At 45.3% G+C, this 22,224-nt stretch carries 26 protein-coding genes and 1 tRNA gene; 8 read left to right on the top strand and 19 right to left on the bottom strand.

The annotated features are described in order from the left end of the window. Window positions 1-16 precede the first annotated feature (16 nt). Window positions 17-490 carry a DinB family protein gene (locus tag CQS04_RS05995; RefSeq protein WP_100353266.1) on the top strand — a complete coding sequence of 158 codons (474 nt, stop codon included), beginning with the start codon at window positions 17-19 and terminating at the stop codon, window positions 488-490. A gap of 25 nt (window positions 491-515) precedes the next feature. Here the strand turns inward: CQS04_RS05995 and CQS04_RS05990 are convergent, their stop codons facing one another. From CQS04_RS05990 to CQS04_RS05970, 5 genes are all read right to left on the bottom strand, one after another. Next, the gene (locus tag CQS04_RS05990; protein ID WP_100353265.1) at window positions 516-1,325 is read right to left on the bottom strand and encodes a DUF368 domain-containing protein; all 810 of its coding nucleotides are present in this window, start codon (window positions 1,323-1,325) and stop codon (window positions 516-518) included. Window positions 1,326-1,434: 109 nt separating this feature from the next. Beyond that, window positions 1,435-1,989, bottom strand: coding sequence for a class F sortase (locus CQS04_RS05985; protein ID WP_245858763.1), 555 nt, complete (start codon window positions 1,987-1,989; stop codon window positions 1,435-1,437). Between the two features lie 58 nt (window positions 1,990-2,047). Next, a complete protein-coding gene (locus tag CQS04_RS05980; RefSeq protein WP_100353263.1) occupies window positions 2,048-2,848 on the bottom strand; it encodes a DUF4397 domain-containing protein in 801 nt (266 codons plus the stop codon). Window positions 2,849-3,087: 239 nt separating this feature from the next. Then, window positions 3,088-4,200: a radical SAM/CxCxxxxC motif protein YfkAB gene (gene yfkAB, locus CQS04_RS05975; protein WP_100353262.1), complete on the bottom strand. Its 1,113-nt coding sequence runs from the start codon at window positions 4,198-4,200 to the stop codon at window positions 3,088-3,090. A gap of 87 nt (window positions 4,201-4,287) precedes the next feature. Then, entirely contained in the window at window positions 4,288-5,154 is an 867-nt protein-coding gene (locus tag CQS04_RS05970; protein WP_100353261.1) for an SDR family oxidoreductase, read from the bottom strand. Window positions 5,155-5,268: 114 nt separating this feature from the next. Between CQS04_RS05970 and CQS04_RS05965 the strand changes: the two genes are divergently transcribed. Then, on the top strand, window positions 5,269-6,057 hold the full coding sequence (locus CQS04_RS05965) for an alpha/beta fold hydrolase (RefSeq protein ID WP_100353260.1): 789 nt from the start codon (window positions 5,269-5,271) through the stop codon (window positions 6,055-6,057). Here CQS04_RS05965 and CQS04_RS05960 read toward each other — a convergent pair. From CQS04_RS05960 to CQS04_RS05940, 5 genes are all read right to left on the bottom strand, one after another. Further along, entirely contained in the window at window positions 6,052-6,969 is a 918-nt protein-coding gene (locus tag CQS04_RS05960) for an ArsA family ATPase (RefSeq protein WP_100353259.1), read from the bottom strand. The genes CQS04_RS05965 and CQS04_RS05960 overlap by 6 nt on opposite strands. A gap of 17 nt (window positions 6,970-6,986) precedes the next feature. Continuing rightward, entirely contained in the window at window positions 6,987-7,250 is a 264-nt protein-coding gene (locus tag CQS04_RS05955; RefSeq protein WP_100353258.1) for a cory-CC-star protein, read from the bottom strand. A 47-nt stretch (window positions 7,251-7,297) separates the two neighbouring features. Further along, entirely contained in the window at window positions 7,298-9,037 is a 1,740-nt protein-coding gene (locus tag CQS04_RS05950) for a carbon starvation CstA family protein (protein WP_100353810.1), read from the bottom strand. 166 nt (window positions 9,038-9,203) lie between these two features. Continuing rightward, a complete protein-coding gene (gene glsA, locus CQS04_RS05945; RefSeq protein ID WP_100353257.1) occupies window positions 9,204-10,136 on the bottom strand; it encodes a glutaminase A in 933 nt (310 codons plus the stop codon). 56 nt (window positions 10,137-10,192) lie between these two features. After that, entirely contained in the window at window positions 10,193-10,402 is a 210-nt protein-coding gene (locus CQS04_RS05940; RefSeq protein WP_174688390.1) for a helix-hairpin-helix domain-containing protein, read from the bottom strand. Between the two features lie 75 nt (window positions 10,403-10,477). On the opposite strand from CQS04_RS05940, the gene CQS04_RS05935 reads away from it, so the two are divergent. Next, window positions 10,478-10,550: transfer RNA gene (locus tag CQS04_RS05935), tRNA-Val, on the top strand. Window positions 10,551-10,643: 93 nt separating this feature from the next. Here CQS04_RS05935 and CQS04_RS05930 read toward each other — a convergent pair. The 5 genes from CQS04_RS05930 to CQS04_RS05910 all read right to left on the bottom strand — a co-directional run bounded on the left by CQS04_RS05930 (window position 10,644) and on the right by CQS04_RS05910 (window position 15,383). Further along, window positions 10,644-11,369: a ZIP family transporter gene (locus tag CQS04_RS05930; protein ID WP_100353255.1), complete on the bottom strand. Its 726-nt coding sequence runs from the start codon at window positions 11,367-11,369 to the stop codon at window positions 10,644-10,646. 60 nt (window positions 11,370-11,429) lie between these two features. Further along, on the bottom strand, window positions 11,430-11,996 hold the full coding sequence (locus CQS04_RS05925; protein ID WP_100353254.1) for an AAA family ATPase: 567 nt from the start codon (window positions 11,994-11,996) through the stop codon (window positions 11,430-11,432). 83 nt (window positions 11,997-12,079) lie between these two features. Then, window positions 12,080-12,301 carry a transcriptional regulator gene (locus CQS04_RS05920; RefSeq protein WP_100353253.1) on the bottom strand — a complete coding sequence of 74 codons (222 nt, stop codon included), beginning with the start codon at window positions 12,299-12,301 and terminating at the stop codon, window positions 12,080-12,082. A gap of 101 nt (window positions 12,302-12,402) precedes the next feature. Next, window positions 12,403-13,314: a 1,4-dihydroxy-2-naphthoate polyprenyltransferase gene (locus tag CQS04_RS05915; protein ID WP_425430238.1), complete on the bottom strand. Its 912-nt coding sequence runs from the start codon at window positions 13,312-13,314 to the stop codon at window positions 12,403-12,405. A gap of 56 nt (window positions 13,315-13,370) precedes the next feature. Next, window positions 13,371-15,383, bottom strand: coding sequence for a penicillin-binding transpeptidase domain-containing protein (locus CQS04_RS05910; RefSeq protein WP_100353251.1), 2,013 nt, complete (start codon window positions 15,381-15,383; stop codon window positions 13,371-13,373). Between the two features lie 122 nt (window positions 15,384-15,505). On the opposite strand from CQS04_RS05910, the gene CQS04_RS05905 reads away from it, so the two are divergent. Genes CQS04_RS05905 through CQS04_RS05885 form a run of 5 tightly spaced genes read left to right on the top strand, consistent with a single transcriptional unit; the run spans window position 15,506 to window position 20,390 of the window. Continuing rightward, on the top strand, window positions 15,506-17,602 hold the full coding sequence (locus CQS04_RS05905) for an MMPL family transporter (RefSeq protein WP_100353250.1): 2,097 nt from the start codon (window positions 15,506-15,508) through the stop codon (window positions 17,600-17,602). Between the two features lie 12 nt (window positions 17,603-17,614). Beyond that, window positions 17,615-18,286 (top strand): response regulator transcription factor, encoded by a 672-nt coding sequence (locus tag CQS04_RS05900; RefSeq protein WP_100353249.1) that lies wholly within the window; start codon window positions 17,615-17,617, stop codon window positions 18,284-18,286. Then, on the top strand, window positions 18,283-19,659 hold the full coding sequence (locus tag CQS04_RS05895; RefSeq protein ID WP_100353248.1) for a sensor histidine kinase: 1,377 nt from the start codon (window positions 18,283-18,285) through the stop codon (window positions 19,657-19,659). The genes CQS04_RS05900 and CQS04_RS05895 overlap by 4 nt, the downstream gene beginning before the upstream one ends. A gap of 14 nt (window positions 19,660-19,673) precedes the next feature. After that, window positions 19,674-20,075 carry a hypothetical protein gene (locus tag CQS04_RS05890; RefSeq protein WP_100353247.1) on the top strand — a complete coding sequence of 134 codons (402 nt, stop codon included), beginning with the start codon at window positions 19,674-19,676 and terminating at the stop codon, window positions 20,073-20,075. Window positions 20,076-20,126: 51 nt separating this feature from the next. Next, a complete protein-coding gene (locus CQS04_RS05885; RefSeq protein ID WP_100353246.1) occupies window positions 20,127-20,390 on the top strand; it encodes a hypothetical protein in 264 nt (87 codons plus the stop codon). Between the two features lie 33 nt (window positions 20,391-20,423). Here the strand turns inward: CQS04_RS05885 and CQS04_RS05880 are convergent, their stop codons facing one another. From CQS04_RS05880 to CQS04_RS05865, 4 genes are read right to left on the bottom strand one after another with little or no spacing between them, the layout of a single operon-like run. Further along, complete coding sequence (locus CQS04_RS05880) at window positions 20,424-21,083, bottom strand: RNase H family protein (RefSeq protein WP_100353245.1); 660 nt, start codon at window positions 21,081-21,083, stop codon at window positions 20,424-20,426. Window positions 21,084-21,107: 24 nt separating this feature from the next. Then, window positions 21,108-21,302 carry a hypothetical protein gene (locus tag CQS04_RS05875; RefSeq protein ID WP_094943402.1) on the bottom strand — a complete coding sequence of 65 codons (195 nt, stop codon included), beginning with the start codon at window positions 21,300-21,302 and terminating at the stop codon, window positions 21,108-21,110. After that, complete coding sequence (locus CQS04_RS05870) at window positions 21,303-21,773, bottom strand: SRPBCC family protein (protein WP_100353244.1); 471 nt, start codon at window positions 21,771-21,773, stop codon at window positions 21,303-21,305. It lies immediately after the preceding gene. Further along, a complete protein-coding gene (locus tag CQS04_RS05865) occupies window positions 21,770-22,192 on the bottom strand; it encodes a DUF1801 domain-containing protein (protein WP_100353243.1) in 423 nt (140 codons plus the stop codon). Before CQS04_RS05865 ends, CQS04_RS05870 begins: the two co-directional genes overlap by 4 nt. Window positions 22,193-22,224: the final 32 nt, after the last annotated feature.

The raw sequence follows: 22,224 nt of genomic DNA, 5'->3' as shown, positions 1-22,224 counted from the left end.
AAAAGGAGTTGTTTTGATGGAACCGTATTTGGCATCCCATTTGGATACTACTCGTGCACTAACACTGAAGGTCTTAGACGCAACGCCTGAGGATTTATTGGATGTTATTCCACAAGGATACTCGAACTCAATCCGCTGGAACCTTGGACACATCGTCTACATTCAAGAGCGCTTAGCTTACGAAGTCGCAGGAAAACCAATTCACTTGCCAGAGGTTTATGGACGTCTGTTCGCTGCAGGAACTAAGCCGGCCGACTGGCAAGAAGAACCACCGACTCTAGCAGAAATTCGTGCACAGTTAGTGGCTCAGACCGCTCGTATCAAAGAAAGTCATCAAGGAGACTTGAACGTATCTCTACCACATCCGTTCACAAATAAATCTGGAATCACATTTGATACGGTCGGAGGTTGCTTGCTGTTCAGTTTCTTCCATGAAGCACTTCACTTGAATACCATTCGCCACTATTTGCGCCAACTGAAACAAAAGTAAAAGCATGGGCCGCGGCCCATGCTTTTTATGCGGATACTTTATTTAATAAATGCACGATGATCCAACCTGCTGCAAACGTTAGCACACTAAGTCCCCACTGCATGCCGTTTTCAGGTAATCCCGGGAAGACGACCGCCAAAGAACCGAGGACTAAACCGATGATTACAGCGAATGTGATACCCGGTTTATGACTAAGTAAGTAACGAATGATCTTACTGCTGACAATAAAGCCAACTCCTACACCTGCTCCGATTATTAAAATCAACGGAATGTTTAAATCAGATAATGCTTTGATAGCTGTTGGGTATACCCCAATTAAAAGCAAGATGAACGAACCACTGATTCCAGGTAACAACATGGCCATACTCGCCAACCAACCTGAGAAGAACAATAAGGCAGTTGTCGCTGGCGACAGATTCGTAATAATAGCCGCTTCTGCAGGACGAATGAATGCCATACTGGCAACTAACACTGTCCCTATCGCTATAGCGATCCAATACGAAGATTTGAAGCCAGCACGTGCATGCAATTCACCAAACAACATCGGAATAATCCCTATGATCAGACCTAAGAAGAAAAACTGTGTAGGTGCATAATAGTTCTCCAGTAAAAAGTCAATCACTCGACTCAGAGACAAAATCGTCACTATCATTCCGACACCAAGCGGAATTAAGAAAAGCGCATGTCTCTTCCATTCACGACTAAAAAATCCACTGATAGCGGCGATTAAGCGGTCGTAAATCCCTAAAATTACGGCAATCGTTCCACCACTTACTCCGGGAATCAAATCCGCGACTCCCATGGCAAAACCACGCAAAATATTTTTCCATTCCATACTAAAAACGCTCCTTTATCCCAATTCACATTGTTCTAGTATAGCGGAAAAATAACTTCCTTGCACAATGAAAAAAGCAGCATCCGAATGGATACTGCTTCCTTCTAGACTAATTGACTAATTTTGCGTAGACTACCAATCGTTCCTCGCGTGTTCCCCACTCACGGTTGTAGGTTCCGGAGCAAGTGATCAGCACAAGTTCAGGGGAAGACGTATACCCAAACACTTCTGAGACGTCCGCTAGGGCAAGGGGTATGGACTCTAGCTTATAAATCTCAAATGTAAGAGTCTCGTTCTCTCCTACCACTTCGACGGTGTCACCGGCCTGTACTTTTGCAAGGTCCCAGAAGATAGCTGGACCATCCAGACCATCAACGTGACCCGCAATAACAGCACGGCCATTTTGTCCCGGCTTATAGCCAGGTTCAAACCAACTGACTTCATTAATTTCATCAGGTACGGCCATCTCGCCTTCCTCATTCACTCCAAGATGCTGGACGGGTGCTTCCACATCAATGGAGGGAATGCGAAGAGTTAATGGGACAGTCCCTTTTTGAAGTACAGCATTTATTGGGTTTTCAGTAGGTTGAGTAGCCGCCTTGACGACAGGCTCCACACGTTCTTTAGGAACATCCACTTCAAATCCCACATTCTCTGTTTTCACTGCTACCTCATCTACAGGCGCGCAGCCTGCAAAGAGGAGCAGTGAGAGAAGGAAGACACTAGTTTTGAAAACGACGACGGAACGCAAACGCTCCACCCATTACTAGGACTAGTCCACCAGCAACTAATAGGTACATCATTGTGTTTTGTTCAGGAGCACCTAGACCAGTTGATGGCATTTCGCCAGGTGCACCAGCACCTTGGTAATCCACTAGAGCAAGAACTTCTAATGAATCTGCAGTGTTGATCGCAAATACACTGTATACTGTGTTGGCAGCAAGCTCAGTTCCTTCTAAAGGAAGAACTTGAGTACCATCTGGAGTACGAATTTCAAGGTCATATGTGCCAGCATCTAGTTCCATGTAATCTGTGATTCCAGGGAATGTAGCGCCAGAGAACACTGCATCTCCACCGATTAATCCAACATCAACTGTTGGAGCATCAGGTGATAAGTGACCTACGCGAATTTTTGTTTTGCCTTCAGTTACTTCCATTGAATCTTCAGCTACAACAAACTCAATTGATTCTAATACGTTAGCAGCTGCTACTGTATAAGCTTTACCAGCTTCAACAGTTAGATCTGCTTGTAGAACTGCTTCGCCTTCCATGTACTCGCTACCTGCAGCGAACACTTCAACATTGTGAGTACCAGCAGGAACGTCTAGATATCCAGAGTCCGCTTTAAATGGTACATCTTCTAATGTCAATTCACCGTTCACATAAACATCAACAGCTGGAGCATCCGGGGATGCGTGAACCACTCGTACTTTTGCACCTTCGTGATTGTCAGCGAGGGCAGCTGCTCCTAACGAGAATACCATGGACAAAACGACAGCAAGTGTTACCAAGATTTTCTTCATCTTCTTCTCTCCTCTGCTTGTTTAGTGTTTGTACACCCTTTGTACAATTTAGTTATAACCTATGGACAAAGATTATACAAGCGAAAAGGGTGAGTAAATAACTAAAAAAACTGAAAATAATCCTTTTTCACTAACTAATTATCAAAAAAATCAATATAATACTAATTATTAGTGTAAATAAAACAAAAATAACCCTGTATCAGTTCTCAAAAAAAGAACTGTACAGGGTTCGTCGTACGCTATGCTTTTTGTTTTGTAAAATCGATGTGTGGGTAGTACGCATCTTTGACAAGCAAGTTTGGTCCGAGACACGAGACTGCTGGACAATGACAGTTCATTGATTTTGCAGTAGATGTACCTAACCACTTCTCGTAAATCTCAGGAAGAGACGTTTCCAGTAGATTCCCGACCTTGGCAGCTTCTCCAAAGTCCGTCACTGCCACTTCACCTGTGAAGATATTAATGTTCAGACGCGAACGCCCGTCCGGATCATTTCGCATCGTGACGTTTTTCTGTTCTCGCAGTTTCCGAAGCAGTTGAAGATCGTCTTCAGCATCACTGCATGCATAGAACGGAAGTGTTCCAAACAACATCCATACATCCGGGTCACGGACCTCCAGAAGTCGCGAGATGGCTTGACGCGTCTCTTCTAGAGTGAGGACGTCCAAGTTCGAAGCAAAGCTGACCGGATACATCGGATGGACTTCGTGACGGCTGCACTTCATGTCTTCCACGACTTGGCGATGGATTTCTTCTATATAAGGTAGCGTCCGCTTGTTCAACATGGTCTCGGCAGAAATGAATACCCCCATTTCAGCTAGACGGCGGCTGTTTTCAATCATCACATCGTATTGCTTTCGGCGAACAGCAACTGGTGGTGGTGTCGGCATGTTGGCAAACCCACCTTCAATAAAGTCTTCAGGAGTTCCCCAGTTGTGAGAAATATGTAAGACATCTAGAAATGGAGCTATAGCTTCATAACGCTCAAAAGGCATCGTCAGATTGGAGTTGATTTGCGTCTTCACGCCACGTGATTTCGCATACTTTAGCAGCGGCAAGATTACGTTCTCTAATGATTTCTTCGAGAACAAAGGCTCTCCACCTGTCAGACTCAATGTACGCAGATGAGGAATTTCATCTAAACGCGCTAAAATGCGCTCCATTGCAATCGGTTCCGGATCTTTCAGGGCTAAAATATCGCCGACAGCACAATGCTCGCAGCGCATATTGCATAAATAAGTGGTCGTGAGTTCGATACTGGAAAGTGTCAAACGGCCGTGCTTTTGAATATCTAAATACGCTTCCCAATCATCCTGGGTCGGCGTTTGGCGTTGCGGTTGAATAGTTACCATGAGTTGTAAAGCCTTCTCTCTATTGAATTTCCATGCTCTATTGTACACGTTCATGGCAAAAGAAAAAAGAGCAGCCGCAGCTACTCTTTAAGAGGACATCAACATGCCGCCATTTACATGGATGCATTGCCCTGTCATATAAGCTCCGTCTTCAGAGGCCAGCAAGACATAAGCTCCAACTAAATCACGAGGCTGTCCTGGACGACCAAGTGGCGTGCCAACTCCAAACTCCTCTACATGTTCTTTATCAAATGTCGATGGAATGAGTGGGGTCCAAATCGGTCCGGGAGCCACCATGTTCACACGAATCCCTTTTGATGCTACGTTTTGAGCGAGACTTCTTGTGAAGCCGACAATGGCTCCTTTTGTCGATGCATAATCGATCAGTTCCTCATTGCCCATATAAGTAGTTACGGAAGTGGTATTGATAATGGCGCTTCCTTGCCCTAAATGCGGCATAGCGAGCTTGGACAGATAGAAAATCGGATAGATATTCGTTTTGTATGTCAAATCCCACTGTTCAGATGTAATGTCTTCAATAGATTTCTGAGGGAATTGTTTAGCGGCATTGTTTACGAGAATATCGAGACTGCCAAACGTTTCAACAGTTTGATCAATCAACTTTCCGCAAAAGTCTTCGCTCGTAATATCTCCTTTAACAAGCTCGACTTTCCCGCCGCGGTCTTCAATGAGACGCTTTGTCTCTTTCGCATCTTCATCTTCATCCAAATAGTTGATAACGACGGAAGCCCCTTCCGCCGCAAAGGCCATAGCAACCGCTTTTCCGATTCCGCTGTCTCCACCTGTAATCAAAGCAACTTTGCCCTTCAACTTGCCGGCACCTTTATATTCCGTGGGATGCACCGGTGCTGGTTCCATCTTGGACTCGACTCCGGGTTGGTGTTTTTGTGTCTGAGGTGGCTGACCATCTTGTTGACGTTCATGAATATTCATCGAATTTCCTCCTCACGTTTTTCATCGGTATTTGTTTTCCCTCCCTCTCCTATTTAAAACGTTTAACTTCAGAGAAAATGGGCATAAGAAAACAAAGAGCGAGGAGGCATCAGTATGCTGACAACAACAGTCAATGGCATTCAATTAGCATTTTCCGAAAAAAGCACGGGCCCTGCTGTCCTGCTTTTACATGGACTTACAGGGAACCGGCACATGTTTGAAGAAGAGACGCGCGTATTGAAAAAGTATTTGCGTGTGATCACACCAGACTTTCGCGGTCACGGGGATTCAGAACGCTCATTGAGCTACGCTTTAGACGACTTGATTGAAGACATTGTAGCTTTAATCGAAGAACTGGGGCTTCCTTCATTACATATCATCGGCGTATCTATGGGAAGTTATGTAGCTCAAGGAGTGGCCATTCGTCTAGGAGATCGAGTGAAGCGTTTGGTGTTGGTAGCCACAAAATCTACTGGCAAGACCTCCGCCATGCAGGCTTTATTTGAGGAACATAAAGAGGAACTTGAAGGTCTGACTCATAACGCGAAAATTTTGAAAGCTTCTAAATACATGTATCATGACTTGCAAGCGGTAGGTCTATGGAGTAAAGAAGCTGCTAAAAAAGCAGAGCCGATGACTGCCGAACAAATCGAAGCAGCCAATCAGGCTCTGACGGGATTTGATTTCACTGGGGAGTTATCTAAAATTACTGCCAAGACCCTCGTTATCAGCGGAGACCACGATCAATTAAATCCGCCAGAGAAAGCACGAGAAACAGCACGACTCATTCCTCACGCCACCTTTGCTGAGTTTAATCAGTCGGGTCATGCACCGAATGTAGAACAAAGACTTCTCTATCTAGATTTTGTTCTCGAGTTTTTAGGTGTCGAGCGAACTTCATAAATAACTAGCGTATCGTTCAAACTGTTCCTTCGTCGAGATATCTCGAGCAAAGAACGGGATGTAGATACGCTTTTGTTTTGAAAATCGTTTTTGAATCGTTGCAAGATACGGAGCTTCCGCTTCTTTGCGTTCGAGCATGAATGCCCCTTCGACCTCTTCCGGTAAGACACGATTCACAATCAACGTTTGGACATGGATTCCGTAATTGTGAAGCAAGTCGACTGCTTTCTGAGTTTCCAGAATGGGGAGGCGTTCTGGATTTAAAACAAATAAATAACCTGTAATGCTTTCATCTAGTAAGACATCGCGTACCGCTTTAAAACGACGCTGACGTTCACGTAGCACATCATAAATGGGATCTTCTCGAGGTTTGCCATCATTCAAAAGCTGCGCGTAATTTTCATTTGTTTTCTCTCGCTTTTGTAATAAGCCCTCAATCCAGACGCCCATGAGTTCAGGCAATGTCAACAAACGAATCGTATGACCGGTTGGAGCGGTATCAAAGACGATTTTGTCGTAATGCTCACGTTCATCTAAAACAATGGAAACAATCTTATCAAAAAGTGCTGCCTCATCTGCACCTGGTGAAGCCTTTGCTGTGTCTAGCTGACGGTATACTTCTTGCATCATCGTAGGATTGACAGTCCCTTTTACATTTTGCTTGACTTGGTCTATGTATTTCGTCGTCTCTGTATCCGGATCAATCTCTAGCCCAAACAGATTGGGAGCGAGCTCTTTCCCTTCTCCACCAATCGTTGTGTCAAAAATATCCCCTAAATTATGCGCGGGATCAGTAGAAACAAGTAGCGTCTTTTTCCCTTGTTCTGCATACTTCCAGGCAATCGCTGCTGCAGAAGTTGATTTTCCAACGCCCCCTTTGCCGCCAACGAATACGATCTGTTGTGATTCCATGATGTGTCCTCCTTCATTTAGCAACAACGAAAGCCCGTCATCGGTGATTTATCCATACCCATTCTGAGATGCCAATCATGAAACTGTTCCATCATATACGGATACAATTCCAGCGTGTAGTAGTAGGCTGGATTCGGAATCCCGAGCATTTCGGAATAGAGCATAAACAAAAACATGTCATCTTGATCTCGTAGCTCACGCGCAATTTCAGAACGATGGGGCATCGACAACACTTCTTCATAAAAAGCAACGAGCGCTTTCATCTTATCTAGTAAGGACATGACGTCACCTTCCTCTCAAACAAAAGGGCTGCATGGGCAGCCCTTTTTCATTCCTCTTCGAAACTATAGTTTGGATCAATCCCTTTGCGAAGTGCTGATACTGCAGTTAATAAAATCCATAACGTAAATCCGAAGATGATAGCTCCGAACACAAACAGGAGACCGTTTGGATTGCTTCCCCACATCGCCCACTGGAAGAAGACCTGTTGAGCCATTGCAAACATCGTCATAAATACGAGGAAGATCATTGGAATGAGCGCGACCCAATAGTTACGACCAAGCCACTTCAGCCAGATGGTAAGTAATAGCAGTGAGATACCTGCTAGCAACTGGTTAGACGTTCCAAACAACGGCCATAACAAGTACCCACCTGAACCAAATCCGTTTGGTCCCTCTGGGATCAAGACAAGTGCTGCAGAAGAAGCAACTGCAATCGTCGTTGCTACGTGTGTCTTTGTTAGTACAGGCAAATTGTACTCTTGACCAAGCTCTGCAATGATATAACGCATTAAACGCACGGATGTATCTAAAGTTGTCGCCGCGAAGCTGATGACGATAATAGATACGATCGTCGTCGCGATACTAGCAGGAATGAACAACCCCTCTGCAAGCTGTGCCGCCCCTTGAACAAAGTTCCCTAATCCGCCTCCACTTGCAGCGGCAAAGCTCGAGTAACTTTCACGGAATGCATCAGCACTTGGGAAGAAGGTGATGACTGCCATAATAGAAACTAAGGCTAATACACCTTCACCAACAGCCCCTGCATAGCCAACAAAGCGTGCATCCGTCTCTTTATACAATTGTTTCGAAGACGTTCCAGACGATACGAGACCGTGGAATCCAGAAATCGCTCCACACGCAATGGTGATGAACAGGAGTGGCAACCACGATACATCTGTAGTAGCATTGGTCATCGGCGCCGTCACTTCAGGAACTGTAAAGAACAGTCCTAGGTACAGAATCAATAGACCAACAACCAGTTGATGCGAGTTGATAAAATCACGAGGTTGCAACAGCTGCCATACTGGGAGTGTGGAAGCTATGTATACATAAATCATCAAGAACAAAATCCAAATAAAGAATGCGGTAGACACGGCACCTAAACCAAATATACCAGCTCCTTCTTCGCCGCCCATATAACGAACAAGGTCAATTTGCATCCATTCCACGTTGCTGGCAATGACTGCTGTAGCATACATGATCACCAGAGCAATCAAAGACGGAATCAGCATTTTCCCTTGCTTTTTATAAACGGAGAATCCGATCCATACAGCTAAAGGAATCTGAATCATGACAGGTAGAACTGCCGCTGGGAAGGAAATGAACAAGTTTGCAATAACCCAAGCAAATACAGCGTTTACCATAAGTACTAAAATCAAAATAATGAATAAGAATAGAATCTTCCCGCGCTGTCCGATCAATCTGTGGGCAAGCGTCCCAACAGACTGTCCTTTATTCCGAACCGATAAGACAAGCGTACCAAAATCATGGAAGCCAGCTGCAAATACGGTTCCTAAAACAACCCATAAAAATGCAGGTAGCCAGCCCCAGTAAACCGCAATAGCTGGACCTAAAATCGGCGCTGCTCCAGCAACAGATGTAAAGTGGTGCCCCCAAAGTACCCACTTATTTGTTGGCACGAAATCGACGCCATCTTCAAATCGATGAGCAGGTGTTACATAGTTTGGATCTAATTTGAAAATCTTCTCTGCTAAGAACTTAGAATAAAAACGGTAGCCTAAAATAAAGATGAAAAGACCAATCGATGCTAAAGCAACGGCATTCATTTCCATAACCCCTCCTTATTTTCAAATAAATTACTACCTCATCATAATATAAGACTATAATTATTTCAATATTAGAAATAAACTAATTATTATATCAATTTGAAGCCTCCGTTTCATTTGTCCATGAAAAAAGACCTTTCGCAACTACACGAAAGGTCTAGTTCATTTAAAATACCGAGAGGTCCCAGTGTTCAGAAAGCTTTTTCAACAATTGAATTCCTTTGACACTGTTCCCTCTAGAATCAAGGGGAGGCGATAAGATTCCGATACCCATCCGGTCACTAACTACTGCCAGAATACTTCCGGAAACGCCACTTTTTGCAGGGAATCCCACCTTGATTGTAAAACGAGAAGAAGCATCATACATCCCACTGAGCAGCATGTAAGCATTCGCTGTCTTGACATTGGAATCCTGCAAGATGCGTTCACCGGAAAACGGGTCTACCCCTTTGTTTGCAAGTAAAGCTCCCATCCTCGCAATATCTTCCACAGTCACTGCAATCGAGCACATTTGAAAATAGAGGTCGAGTGAGTCTTCTGTGTCATGTATGGATCCTGATGCTTGTAGGAAATAGGCAATGGCTTTGTTGCGAAGAGCCGTGGACTTTTCCGAATCAAATACCTCGACATCCACATAGATGCCGTCGTCACCTGTCAAAGTTCGCGTAAACTCTAGCATATTTTGAAGTGCTTCCGGTCCGTCTTTTTCCGCAATCATCGAACTGAGAACAATTGCACCCGAGTTGATCATCGGATTGTGGACGTTCCCTTCTGTCGTGCTTTGAATCCCCATGATGGTATTGAATGGATCGCCTGTGGGGTCTAATGTGATGCGTTCAAACACTGCTTCTTCCCCGAAATTTTCAAGGGCATATAAAAAGATGACCACTTTTGAAATACTTTGCATTGTAAATTTGAAATCAACGTCTCCGGTTGAGATCGACCGTCCCTGAGTATCCATAATACTGACTGCAAATAAGTCGGGGTCGACTCGTTCTAAAGCAGGTATATAAGAAGCAACTTTCCCATTCTGTTCACAGTTCTTTTCACAGTCTATGAAAAGTTCCTCAAGTTGTCTTTCGTATTCTTTAAGCGACATGTCTCTCCCTCATTTCCTAAAAGATTCTGGTATTTATTTACCCGAATCTCCTCCAATTAATCGGTTAAAAACGACAGTCCTTTTGCTGATAGGGCTTCTTCAAGAACGCGCAGCACTTTTGGTCCCACCCCATGGTAGGCCTGCACTTCTTTAAACGATTTCGTAGCTAACTGTTCCAAGGTGAAAATACCGTGCTGGTGTAGTGCTCGAACTGCCGGTTTACTTACTTTTTGTGGAAGTGGCGTGCCGGTATGAAGCTCGGTCATTGTTCTCATTCTCCTTAAAGTTTTCCTTGCACTCTTGGTCAAAAGCGGTATAATAATCTTTGTCAGTAAAATTTAGATCCTGTAGCTCAGTCGGGAGAGCGCCACCTTGACAGGGTGGAGGTCGCTGGTTCGAACCCAGTCGGGATCATTGGGTGCCAAACCCTGTGGAAGCTGTCGGAACACGGCTTTCACACGAAAGAGTCCTAGTAGACCGTATGTCTAGGGGCTCTTTTTTTATGTCTTATATTAGCAGCAGGATGACGGTGTAGGCAACTACGCCACCTAAAAACGCAGGAAAGCTGCTCTCTCGTTCCTCAGGTAGTTCTTCTTTCATCACATTCAATATAATTCCTCCTGCGAGCACAGCAACCAAATAAGAAACAATGAAGGGATGCAGCTCTGTCAGAACTCCCGTAATCCATCCGATAAAAATAGAGGCTGTTAGTAGCCATCTCCCGTATTTTGCATAATCCTGGTCATGTTGTTTATCTAGACTGATGTCATTGGTTATAAAATGGACACCTAAGGCGATAAAGAATGCCCAAGGTCCAAGAGAGTCTGTGAACTCTTCACGAACTAAAAGATATCCAATACTAAAATTATATAAAGCGAATGTGCCGATATGAACCCAAAAGACACCTGCATGATGCGAAATCGATGACTGATGTTCACGATGTTTATGAGATTTCTTCACGAACTGCTCTAGACCATAAAAAAGCACGAGACCTATCAATGCAATCAGATAGATATGGTGTTCCAAATAAGAAAGGACTCCTTCTCCTTCAAGCTCTCGTTGAAAGTCCCCGAGTTCTGGTAACAAGTGGAGAAACACATAAGCAACAGAGATTCCACCTGCAATGGATAGAAATTGGCTACGGGGATTCCTACGCAAACTATGTACATGACGAGAAAATAAGTGAATCGCCATAAATCCCACCACAAAAAGAAAGCTGAGTTCCGTGCTCATTGTATCGCCCCTTCCATAGACCATACTTTCACGTTACCCAGCTCTTGTTTTATTAAACAGTTAGTACCCTAATTGAAATGTATCTTTGATTTGTTGGGCTGCTTCTTTTGGAGACTGTTCCATTGTATTGATGCGAAGATAATTTGTATAAGGGATTTCTCCTGGATGTGAATTGAGACGGTATTTTTGTGATCCGCTCAACACATCATTCCGTGACCATTCCAAGTCTCGTTTCGACGGTTTGTGCTCTAAGCGATTTGGTGTCACGTTGCGCTTCAAACGCTCTTCTAAATCAGCCTCAAGTTCCACATAACAAACTTCTGCTCCACGAGATTCAAAAAGTTGTGCAAGATTGCGGACATATTCCCAGTCTCGTTCTACATCAAATAACCAAACGAACGTAAAAATGAGGCCATCCAAATCACTTTTTGAGACTGCTTCAAAAATCTCCTGACGAAATGTCTGAACTAGCTCTTTTCCTTCCTTGGTCGAATAGTTAAAGAACTGCCCTACCAAATCAATCGTCATGTGATTGTGAAATAATTTGAGCTCTGTAAGTTTCGCCAATTCTTGTCCAACAGTCATCTTCCCTACCGCATGCGGACCAAACAATAAAACAAGTTTCATGATCTCTTATCCCCCAGCCAACTACCAGACTCTGTAATTTTTTCCTATTGTACCATAGGTTTCAGATAGTAAGAGGAGAAGTTTTAGATAATTTCCCGTTCTTTGCGGAGGATCGGTTGACATGCTAGAACACGATCAATTAAGAATGTTCGCTTCGCACGTTTCCCTGCGTCCCATACCCAGATTTTTTCGCCGTGCATCTTCAAAACTTTGATTCGACGTTTTGTGAGTTTCCCTGACTTATCCATATACACGACTTCTAAAAGATAATTGAGTTTCATGGCTTTAGTGAGCTGTTCTTTCATCAATACCGACCTCCTTTTATGTTCTTATTATATCGAACACACGTTCTTTTTACAACTAAAAAGAACCAGCCTCATAAAGGCTGGATTCTCTCTCTAATTTCTTATAACAGCCACTCAATGAAGAGGCCAATTGTTAAAAGCACCCCAACGAATGTATTCGTCAAAGCTGTCGATTTCATCGCTGGTCCCATCATTTGAGGCTTCGTCTTGCCAAGACGGAAACTTTTGATAGCCGTGATGGATTTCGGCACAGCAAGCAACACTAAAAGTGCCCATGGTGTCACGATTTGCAAGACGACCAGACCGACAATCCATGCGTAAGAAATGACGAATGCCACAGCAAGTCCCGTGATGGCTTTCTCGCGCCCAAGTAAGATAGGCAGCGTCTTGCGTCCACCAATAGTATCTTCTTTTATATCTCGAATGTTGTTTGACATGTTGATAGCACCGACTAAAATCCCAAAAGGAATCGACAACAACAGTGCCCAAGTCGTCACTTCAAGCGTTTGAAGATAGTACGCGATCAAGATGAACCCGATACCCATAAATACGCCAGCGAACACTTCACCAAACGGCGTATAGGCGATCGGAAGCGGTCCTCCTGTATACAGATAACCCACTGCCATTCCTACGACACCTATGGCAATCAGCCAATAACTTGTGGAAGCTGCGATATAAATTCCAATAAAGCCGGCTAACAGATAAAGGATCAAAGCCACAGCGAGCACCATGCCCGGCTTCAGTCCGTGGCGGACAATACCACCACCGATTCCCACTGAATCTGCCGTATCTAATCCTTTTTTAAAATCATAGTACTCATTAAATAAATTCGTTGCGATCTGCAGACACAGACCTGCTGCCATCATGGCAATGAAAAGTCCCCAATGAATCGAGGAATCAAACAATGCCATTACAGTTCCCAAGACGACAGGCACGAATGTCGCTGTCAGCGTATGCGGACGCGTCATCTGCCACATCAATTTGCCTCGGGAAATCGGCAGAGTGGAATCAATTGCTGTCATGGTGAAATCTCCTTCGTATCTAAACTACATAGCACTTTATTATAGCATCATTCATACAAAAGTTTGTAGATAGCTGCCGCTTTCTCTGCTACGTAGCCGCTTCCCCCGTTGTCTCCCACATCTTCGATCATCATAGCCATGATGAGTTCTTCCGTATCTACTGGATAGCTGACGAAGAAACCGTTCTCTTGCCCCTCTGCATCGACTGTCGCTTTCAGTTCAGCAGTCCCTGTCTTGCCGGCAAGAGGAATATTTGGAATATTTGCTGCTTGCGCAAAACCATCTACGACCATACTACGCATCCCCTCCTGCAAGATGGCCGCATTCTGCTCACTAACGAGTCCTTCTTTCCATACAACTTTGTCCTCTTCTTCAAGTAGCAGAGTTGGCTGCCACATCGTCCCGTTTGTCAGGAACGGCTGATACGACGTCGCTAAATGCAAGATGTTTGCGAGCATTTGGCCTTGCCCGAATGATGTATCAGCGAGTTGCCCTTCTGACCCGATACCGCCGTCATTTGAAACTTGAGAAGCCTGCAGGTTCAAGAAGAACGGAATGTCTTCCCCAAAGCCAAAGGACTCTAGGCCCTCTACAAATGTTTCCCTGCCCATCTTCAATGCTTGTTGCGCATAGTAGATGTTGTCGGAATAGACGAGTGATTTTTCTAAATCAATTGGATTCGGTGCTTCTGGATGTAACCGTGTGACACGGTAGTTTCCCCATGAGGCATCTTTTTGCCAAGTCTCTCCTTCAATCACAATTCCCACGTCAGGATCAAGTGTCCCTGCTTCCATTCCTATCGCTGCTGTGATTGGCTTCAATGTCGATCCTGGAGCGTAGGAGGCTGCAAAACGGTTTAACAGCGGGTTGAGTGGATCATTTGCCAGCTCATCATACTGCGCTTGTGTCATCCCGAGCATAAATGCGGATGGGTCAAAGCTTGGAGAACTCAACAGCGTCAACACTTCTCCTGTCTTCAGATCCACAATCGATGCAGCTCCTGGTTCTCCGTCCATAGAGGCGAACGTAATGCGCTGAAGTTCGGCGTCAATCGTCAAATCGATGCGCTCGCCTTCTACAGGCTCTTTTTCAGCGAGCGTGACATTTTCAGCACCTTCTTCTGCCTTATCAATGAACACACGCTTCCCGTCTTGTCCTCGCAGCCGCTCTTCTAAGAAACGCTCAAGTCCTTGACGCCCTATCTGGTCAAACTCGGTGTACCCCTCATCTTCACGCTCCGCTAACTGTTCCGCCGTGATGGGACCAATGTACCCAACCAGATGCGCTGCAGCTTCTCCGTATGGATATTCTCGCATAGCCGTCTCTTGAAGCAGGACTCCCGGAATCTCAATAAGCGCCGCTCTCACATCATCCGTCTGTGAGATTTTATCGATAGGGACGAATTGGTCGTCTTTCACCCAGCTCTGCGCCAGTTGTTTATCGATGTACTCAACAGTTGTCCCTAATAGTTCGGCAAGCCTTTGTTTCTGAGTGTCATCCGTAAACTTGCCAGGCACGATGCCCACTTCAAAGCCGGTGCCGTTGATGGCGAGCGCGTTGCCATTACGGTCGTAGATTTCTCCTCGTGCAAATGGTAGCGTCGAGACGCGCACTTCATCTCCCTCTGCAAGGTCTGGCAAGATGAATCCAGTGTCCCAATCGGCCATCCAAGTCAGTTCTTCTTCTGTCTCGACAGATTGCCACGTCATTTCTTTCTCCCATTCGATAGGACCTGCGACTGTCTCCACTTTGATCTGAACAGGAAACGTAGCTGGTTCAGTCGCTTCCCACTCCGTGTCTTCCGGAGCTTTCGTAAACGTCACTTCTCGCTCCGTCACACCAAGCGCCTCATCAAGTGCCACCTGTCGCTCCACAAAAGCAGCTTCGTCCACTTGTTCCTTGGTCTCATCGGATACAAACTCGTTATAAAGTGTTTCATAATCTCCTTCATTCCATGCGGCCACATAGGCCTCTTGTCGTTCTTGTGGTGTCACCTCATCGGTACACCCTGCGAGAAACAGCAAGGACACAGACAAGATTCCCCATCCCCATTTTTTCATGTATTCCACCCCTATCTTTCGTTTAGCGTACCATATTTTTTCCAAAGACGCCCATGAGTTGATATTCGGTTTATATACGCAATTTACACTACGGAAGAGACTAGAAAAGGAAGTGACAAGTTGTGAAAAAAGTGATTCATCGTATAACGGACTTTGTGACCACTAAAAGAGGCATGTGGGTTACATTGATCGTTTGGGTGCTACTCGCTGTTTTATTGAGCGCAGGACCTAAAACTGCAGACTACCGGAGTGCAAACTTTCAATCGCTCCCAGACGATGCACCGAGCATTCAAGCTGAAAAAGAATTGAAAGCCGCATTCCCCGATGCACAGGCGACACCTGGCATCTTAGTGTTTTCTGGAGATGCCCCACTTGAGGCGACAGAAATCTTTGCCGTCTTAGAAGATATTGAGGAAGCGGACATCAACGCTATTAAGCCGATGATGGACCTTGCCGCACTCCCTCCTCAAGCATTAGAAGGCTTCTATTCAGAAGATAAGAAGACGTTCATCTTCCCTTTGGAACTCGAATCCGGTATCGGTAGTGACCGCTACAAAGAGATCTCAGATGAACTACTTGCTATCGGTGAACAGCGCGGAGAAGAATTTGGAACGTTTGACTTTTATGTAACGGGTCCTGTAGGAATTGCAGGCGATACGTTGAAACTGTTTGAAGAAGCAGACTTTGTGTTATTACTTGCTACAATAGGAATTATTTTAGTATTGTTGATTGCTATTTACCGTTCACCTCTTCTAGCAATCATCCCGCTTCTTGCCACAGCGCTTGTCTATCAAGTGACGAACCAGTTAATTGGGTTGCTTGGAGCAGGTGGTTTAGAGATTAACAATGCAACCACTTCTATCATGAGCATTTTGCTGTTTGCAGCTGTTACAGATTATTCTTTGTTCGTGTTTTCGCGTTTCAAAGAAGAACTGTATGTCTATGAAGACAAATATACGGCCATGAAAGTTGCGATGCGTTCAACGGCTACTCCCGTTGTATTTGCAGGTGCCACTGTACTTGCCGCGATGCTCGTGTTGTTCTTTGCCGACTTCCGGGATTATCAGAACTTTGCACCTGTATTCAGCACGGCATTTGTTGTGATCATTTTGGCATCGATCACTCTTGTACCTGCACTGTTCACGCTATTCGGACGGAAGGCATTTTGGCCACGAGCACCGAAATACGGCCAACAACCAGAACGAGCAGCAGGATTATGGGGGCGCATGTCAAAAATCGTGACGAAGAAACCTTTAGTTTCTGGAGGACTGGTTTTACTCGCCCTAATCCTTGCTTCACTAAACTTGTTCAATCTGAAATTTGAATTCGATATGGTCAAATCGTTCCCTGAAAATCTACCTTCTCGAGTAGGGTATGAAATTGTAGAAGCCAACTATGACAAAGGCCAACTTGCTCCGATGACGGTATTGCTGCAATCGAATGAACCGCTGAGCGATGCCACAAAAGAGACCTTCTTACAAACTGTTGAAGAAACTAAAGGCATTGCTTCGATTCGAGAAGTTGAAACAACTGAAGACGCTACGGCGGCTCGTTACTCTGTAGCACTTGACTTGAACCCGTATTCTACAGAAGCCATGGACGTAGTAGAGGATTTGCGTCAGACGACGGAGTCTCTAGACGAAGCGACAGAAGTCTACTGGTCCGGAATCACACCAAAACTCGTGGATGAACAACAAGTCAACAACCGTGATATTTTGATCGTTATCATCTTGGAAACGGTACTCATCACGGCTCTGCTCTTAGTCATGACGCGTTCTTGGAAAATGGCTCTTTATATGATGGCCACGTTATTACTTTCCTTTACCGCAGCGCTTGGAATTGGTATATTCGCAGTGGACTGGCTTTTTGGTTACGAAGCCATCAGTACACGTGTCCCACTCTACTCCTTTATCTTCCTAGTAGCACTGGGAATTGATTATACGATTATTTTGGTGTCTCGCTACATGGAAGAACGAGACCACCATTCTGTAAAAGAGGCGCTGCAACGATCCATCGCGGTCACAGGAGGCGTCATTTCATCAGCTGGTGTCATCTTAGCGGCGACATTTGCTGCACTGATGACCATGCCGATTGCCGACTTGTTTGTATTTGGATTTATCGTGGCTATCGGGATCTTGATCGATACGTTCATCGTACGAGGGATTTTGATTCCAGCCCTTATTCTAGTATTCGAAAAAGACACGCCGAAGAAGGCGTAAAGGAGGTTTGTTATGCGTATTCTTGTCGTGGATGACGATGTTCATATCCGTCAACTGATTGCTCTTCAACTTCAGCAAGGTGGTTACGAAGCGTTACTCGCGCAAGATGCGCAGCAAGCTCTCGAGCTCTTAGAGACAGAAGAAGTTGCGGCTGCCATTGTCGACGTGATGATGCCCGGAATGGACGGCTATGAGCTGACCCAGACGCTCACCGATGACTTAGACATCCCTGTCATACTGGTCACAGCTAAAGGACAACTCACAGACAAAGCTAAGGGATTTGAGTCCGGCTCAGAAGACTATTTAGTAAAGCCGTTCGAACCCCAAGAACTGCTATTTCGCCTGCAAGCCATTCTGAGACGCTACGGAAAGGCGATGCGTCATCACCTCTCAGTCGGCAACATCCAATTAGACCGTTCATCTTATGATGTCGTCATAGGAGACGAAACATTGATCATCCCGCTCAAAGAGTTTGAGCTACTGGCTATCCTAAGCGCCACTCCTGGGCATACTATTTCACGCATTCGGATGCTCGAAGAAGTTTGGGGAGAAGACGACGAGAAGCATGAACTCTCTCTCAACACTCACATGAACCGGCTGCGAGATCGTTTGAAAAAACACGGAGCCTCCGTTGAAATCCAAACCGTTCGAGGGGTCGGGTACCGCTTGGAGGTGCTCCGGTGAAAAGTTTGTATCGTCAATTTGTACAGACCAGTGGTTGGTTCTTGATTTTGAGTGTCGTCATCGGGCTAATGATCACCAATATCTTTTATCTCGCGTTCACAAAGCAACAGACGACCGAGCAAAACTTGACGCGCGCTCAAGAAGTGACATCTATTTTAGAAACGATGCACGGCGATGCAGAAGCGCTAACGCCGTTTCTCGATTCGGTAGCGAATCTCGGCTATCAGATTGTATTAGCAGACTCGGAAGGTTCGCTCCAATCATTCGGGAAGCCGTTTGAAGATGTTGTGTTATCGGAAGAAGCACAGCGCGTTGTGTCGGATGGAGTCATCTATACGGGTGAAGACGGAGCACTCAGCTTCTTTATGACGAGTCACTTTGCCAACCGCATCACCAATACTGTCGGAGTTCCTTTTGAAGTAGACGGTGAGGTTTACGGACTCTTCTTGCGACCGGACCTCAGCCTGTTGTCTTCAGACATTCACACGCTGCTACTCGCATTCTTACTATCGATTGCTCTTGTGAACTTACTTGGGATGCTGTGGATGGCCAAGCAACTAACGAAACCGATCGGGCTGTTACGCCAAGCCACCCAAGAAGTGGCTAACGACAATTACAGTCATTCGTTAGGTATTGAAAGGCAAGATGAAATCGGAGAGCTTGCAGACAGCTTCAATAGGATGATTGAACGACTTCGAGAAAATGATACCGCTCGCAAAACGTTCATCACGAATGTTTCCCACGATCTCCAGTCACCCCTCGTCAACATCCGGGGCTACGCGGAACTGATTGAGAACGAAGCGGATGTGAACGCACCATCCTATCAACATGCAAAAGTCATCCAGCAAGAAGCCACTCGGCTTTCCGGACTTGCGAAGCAGTTGCTGCTTCTAAGCTCTTTGGATCAACCGACCTATCAACTGACCTTAGGACAAGTTGAATTGGACAAGCAATTGAAGCAGATCGTATCTAGCTACCGCTACCGTTTTGAGGAGAACCAGTTGGAAGTTTCGTTGAAACTAGAGCGAGCTACGATTCAAGCAGATGCCGAGCTTTTAGAGGTCGTTTGGGACAACCTTCTCTCAAACGCCACGAAATATACACAAGAAGGCGGTCAGCTAGCCGTTATAATGGAGACGGATGCTTCAGTTGTGAAGATTCGGATTCAAGATTCAGGAATAGGCATTGCTGCACAGGACCTCCCTCATGTCACAGAGCGCTTCTACCGCGCAGACTTATCGCGTCATACAGAAGGAACCGGGCTCGGGTTAGCTATCGTAAATGAAATTGTCACATTGCATAAAGGCACGTTACAAATTGAAAGTATAGAACAGGAAGGGACATGCGTCGAAGTGACGCTTCCCATTTTATAGGAGGCATTCAAATCATGGAAAAGAAATGGAGTATCCGGCTCATTCAAGTAGCTGCGATTTTTGGATTTATTGGAACGTATTTAGGGTCACATATGGCGGGGGCTATGGATTATGCACTACGCCCGATTCACGCGCACATCTTGCTAGTCGGCTGGTTGTCTGTGTTTGCTTGGGGAATCTTCTATCAGATCTTTGAAATCAAGTACAAAAAGTTAGTGGCCGTTCATGGGGTTACAGCTATCATCGGGGCCATTGGTTTGACGGTCGGGATGTGGATGTACAACTTGAATCCGTTCAACTTGAACGACACCTTTATTTTAGTATTCTTTATTGTCGGGGGAACGATTTTGTTGATTGCGTTCTTCTTGTTTGCAGTCATCACGTTCTTTACGGTGCCGGCGAAAGAACGAAAGTAAGGAACTTCTTCCCTCCCCAATCGTATTAAGTAAGTAGAGGAGCTGATTACTATGGAATGGCAGACTTGGCTACTTATCTCGGTTATCGGGTTTACGTTTTATTTGTACGCAGAAGTTCGTGACCTTCGGACGCGCTTGCGTCGACTTGAGAAGACGAATCATCCTTCTCCACAAGAATTCAGTCCGGAGTTGGATCAAGAGCTAGCTGAATTAGTAAGACAAGGAAAGAAAGTGCAAGCCGTTAAGCGTGTTCGTGAAGAACACGGTTGGACACTACTTGAGGCCAAACAGGCAGTAGACCGATATGAAGACTAAAAGGCGCGGAGCAGGTTTGCTCCACGCCTTTTGTTATTGCACCAATTCAATCTCAGCGGCAACAGGGATGCCTTTAAGCGCCTGCGTCGCCAACCGATTGGCTTCATTGTTCTTGTGTCTCGGAATCTGATGGTATTCCGGCTGCAACTTCATCTTATCGATTTTTTGATCGACCCGTCTTCCCCATGACGCGAGCGTCGGGTCCATGATCTCCCAGTCTTCGATCATGTGTTGCAACACAACTTGTGAATCGCCTCGAATCTCGACAGGTACACCTTTCGCACCTAGAAATTCAAGTTCTTGTAAAGCCAGGTGCAGCGCCGCAAACTCGGCTTCATTGTTTGAAGTAAACCCTTCTACAAAGGCATTTTGTCGTAGTCGATAAGATTTGCCGTTCTGCTCATAATAAATGACGCAACCAAGCCCAGCTTCTGCGGTCTCGCGCTTATAGCCACCGTCAAAATAGACACGAATGTTGTGCGGTTCTACTTCAACTTCCTTCAAGTAACGCTTAGCTTCTTTCACTGTCCAGAACGTACCGCGGGCGTCAATGATGTCTACTTGTTTGACGCGACCCGTACGCTCCATGTCTTCAATAAACAGTAAAGCTCGTTCAAGTGGCATCTCCCCTGATTCAAAACGTGTTTCTTGGTTTCTAGGTGTTTTATAAAGCCAGCGAATCGAAACGTTCATAGTGAAGACCCCCCATGGCTAGGATTAGTTCGAGTGGTGCCCGTCTAACTCTTTATACGCATTCATGTATTTGCCGCTATCGGCTACTTCTGCGTGATAGAGCGCTTTTAATGCATGCGCTTTTCCTAAATCATGTTCTTTCATCAGCTCTTTCAGCTTCTTTTGCAAGTCGCGGTCTGATTTTACGAGCTGACTCATCTGTGCTTGTAAGTATTTCATCTATTCTCTCTCCTCTCTTGCATCTTTCTCTGCTTCTCGTTTCACCCGTTGTATGAACTCTTCGACAACCGGGCCTCCATTCTCCTGCTTCTTCCCAAGCTTTAACATCGTTTTACCGACTAAATTGATACCGACGTTAGATCCCAGGTAACGGAAGCGCGTCGTGCTTTCAGATAGCTTCTGAAGTTCAAAGGTCAACGTGGTCTCAAACAGATTGGCCAAGACGAACTGAATGGCTTTGACTTTCTCATCTGGTTCATCTTTAAACTCAGTGATGGTCACTAAATAACTTTCTGTTCGAGTACCTTCTCGGTACGTCTGTTTATAAGAAGAACCCGTGAGCGGCTCATTCTGAACGATCCATTCGTTGGATTCCACTTTCGGCATGATGCGCTGCGGGTGCGCTTCATCAAATAAACCCCACACCGTCTCAATCGGTGCGTCGATTTCAATTTCTTTTTCCCACTTCATTGTGGATACCTCGCTTTAACTTGTGTCACCGTCCGGCGAATCATGTTCCGAAGAACGTCTTCGTCGATGTCGGCTAATTTGTTGATATAGACACAGCTCTTCCCGGACTTGTGCTTCCCTAGACGTGCTAATAATACTTCACGTTCCGGATCACCTGGGTCTAAATACAAGGAATGTGCTGCTTTGCGCGGTGAAAATCCTGTAAGGGCCGCTTCTCCTTCATGACCGGAATCGTATTTGTAATGGTATGAACCGTATCCAATAATGCTCGGTCCCCATAAAACAGGCTCTAAACCTGTTTCTTCATGAAAAATATCGAGTAAGCGGTATGCATCTTCTTTTTTAGCTGGTTTATCGATTGCTTCAATGAATTCAATGACGCTCTGATCTGTCGGCTTGGTCTTTAGTTCGTAGGCCATGCTCCTCATCCTTTCTACTACTATTTCGCAAA

The organism is Chryseomicrobium excrementi (genome assembly GCF_002798305.1).
In the GTDB taxonomy this organism is placed as follows: domain Bacteria; phylum Bacillota; class Bacilli; order Bacillales_A; family Planococcaceae; genus Chryseomicrobium; species Chryseomicrobium excrementi.
Note: the sequence above shows the minus strand (reverse complement) of the source record. Positions and strands in the feature narration are given on the sequence as shown.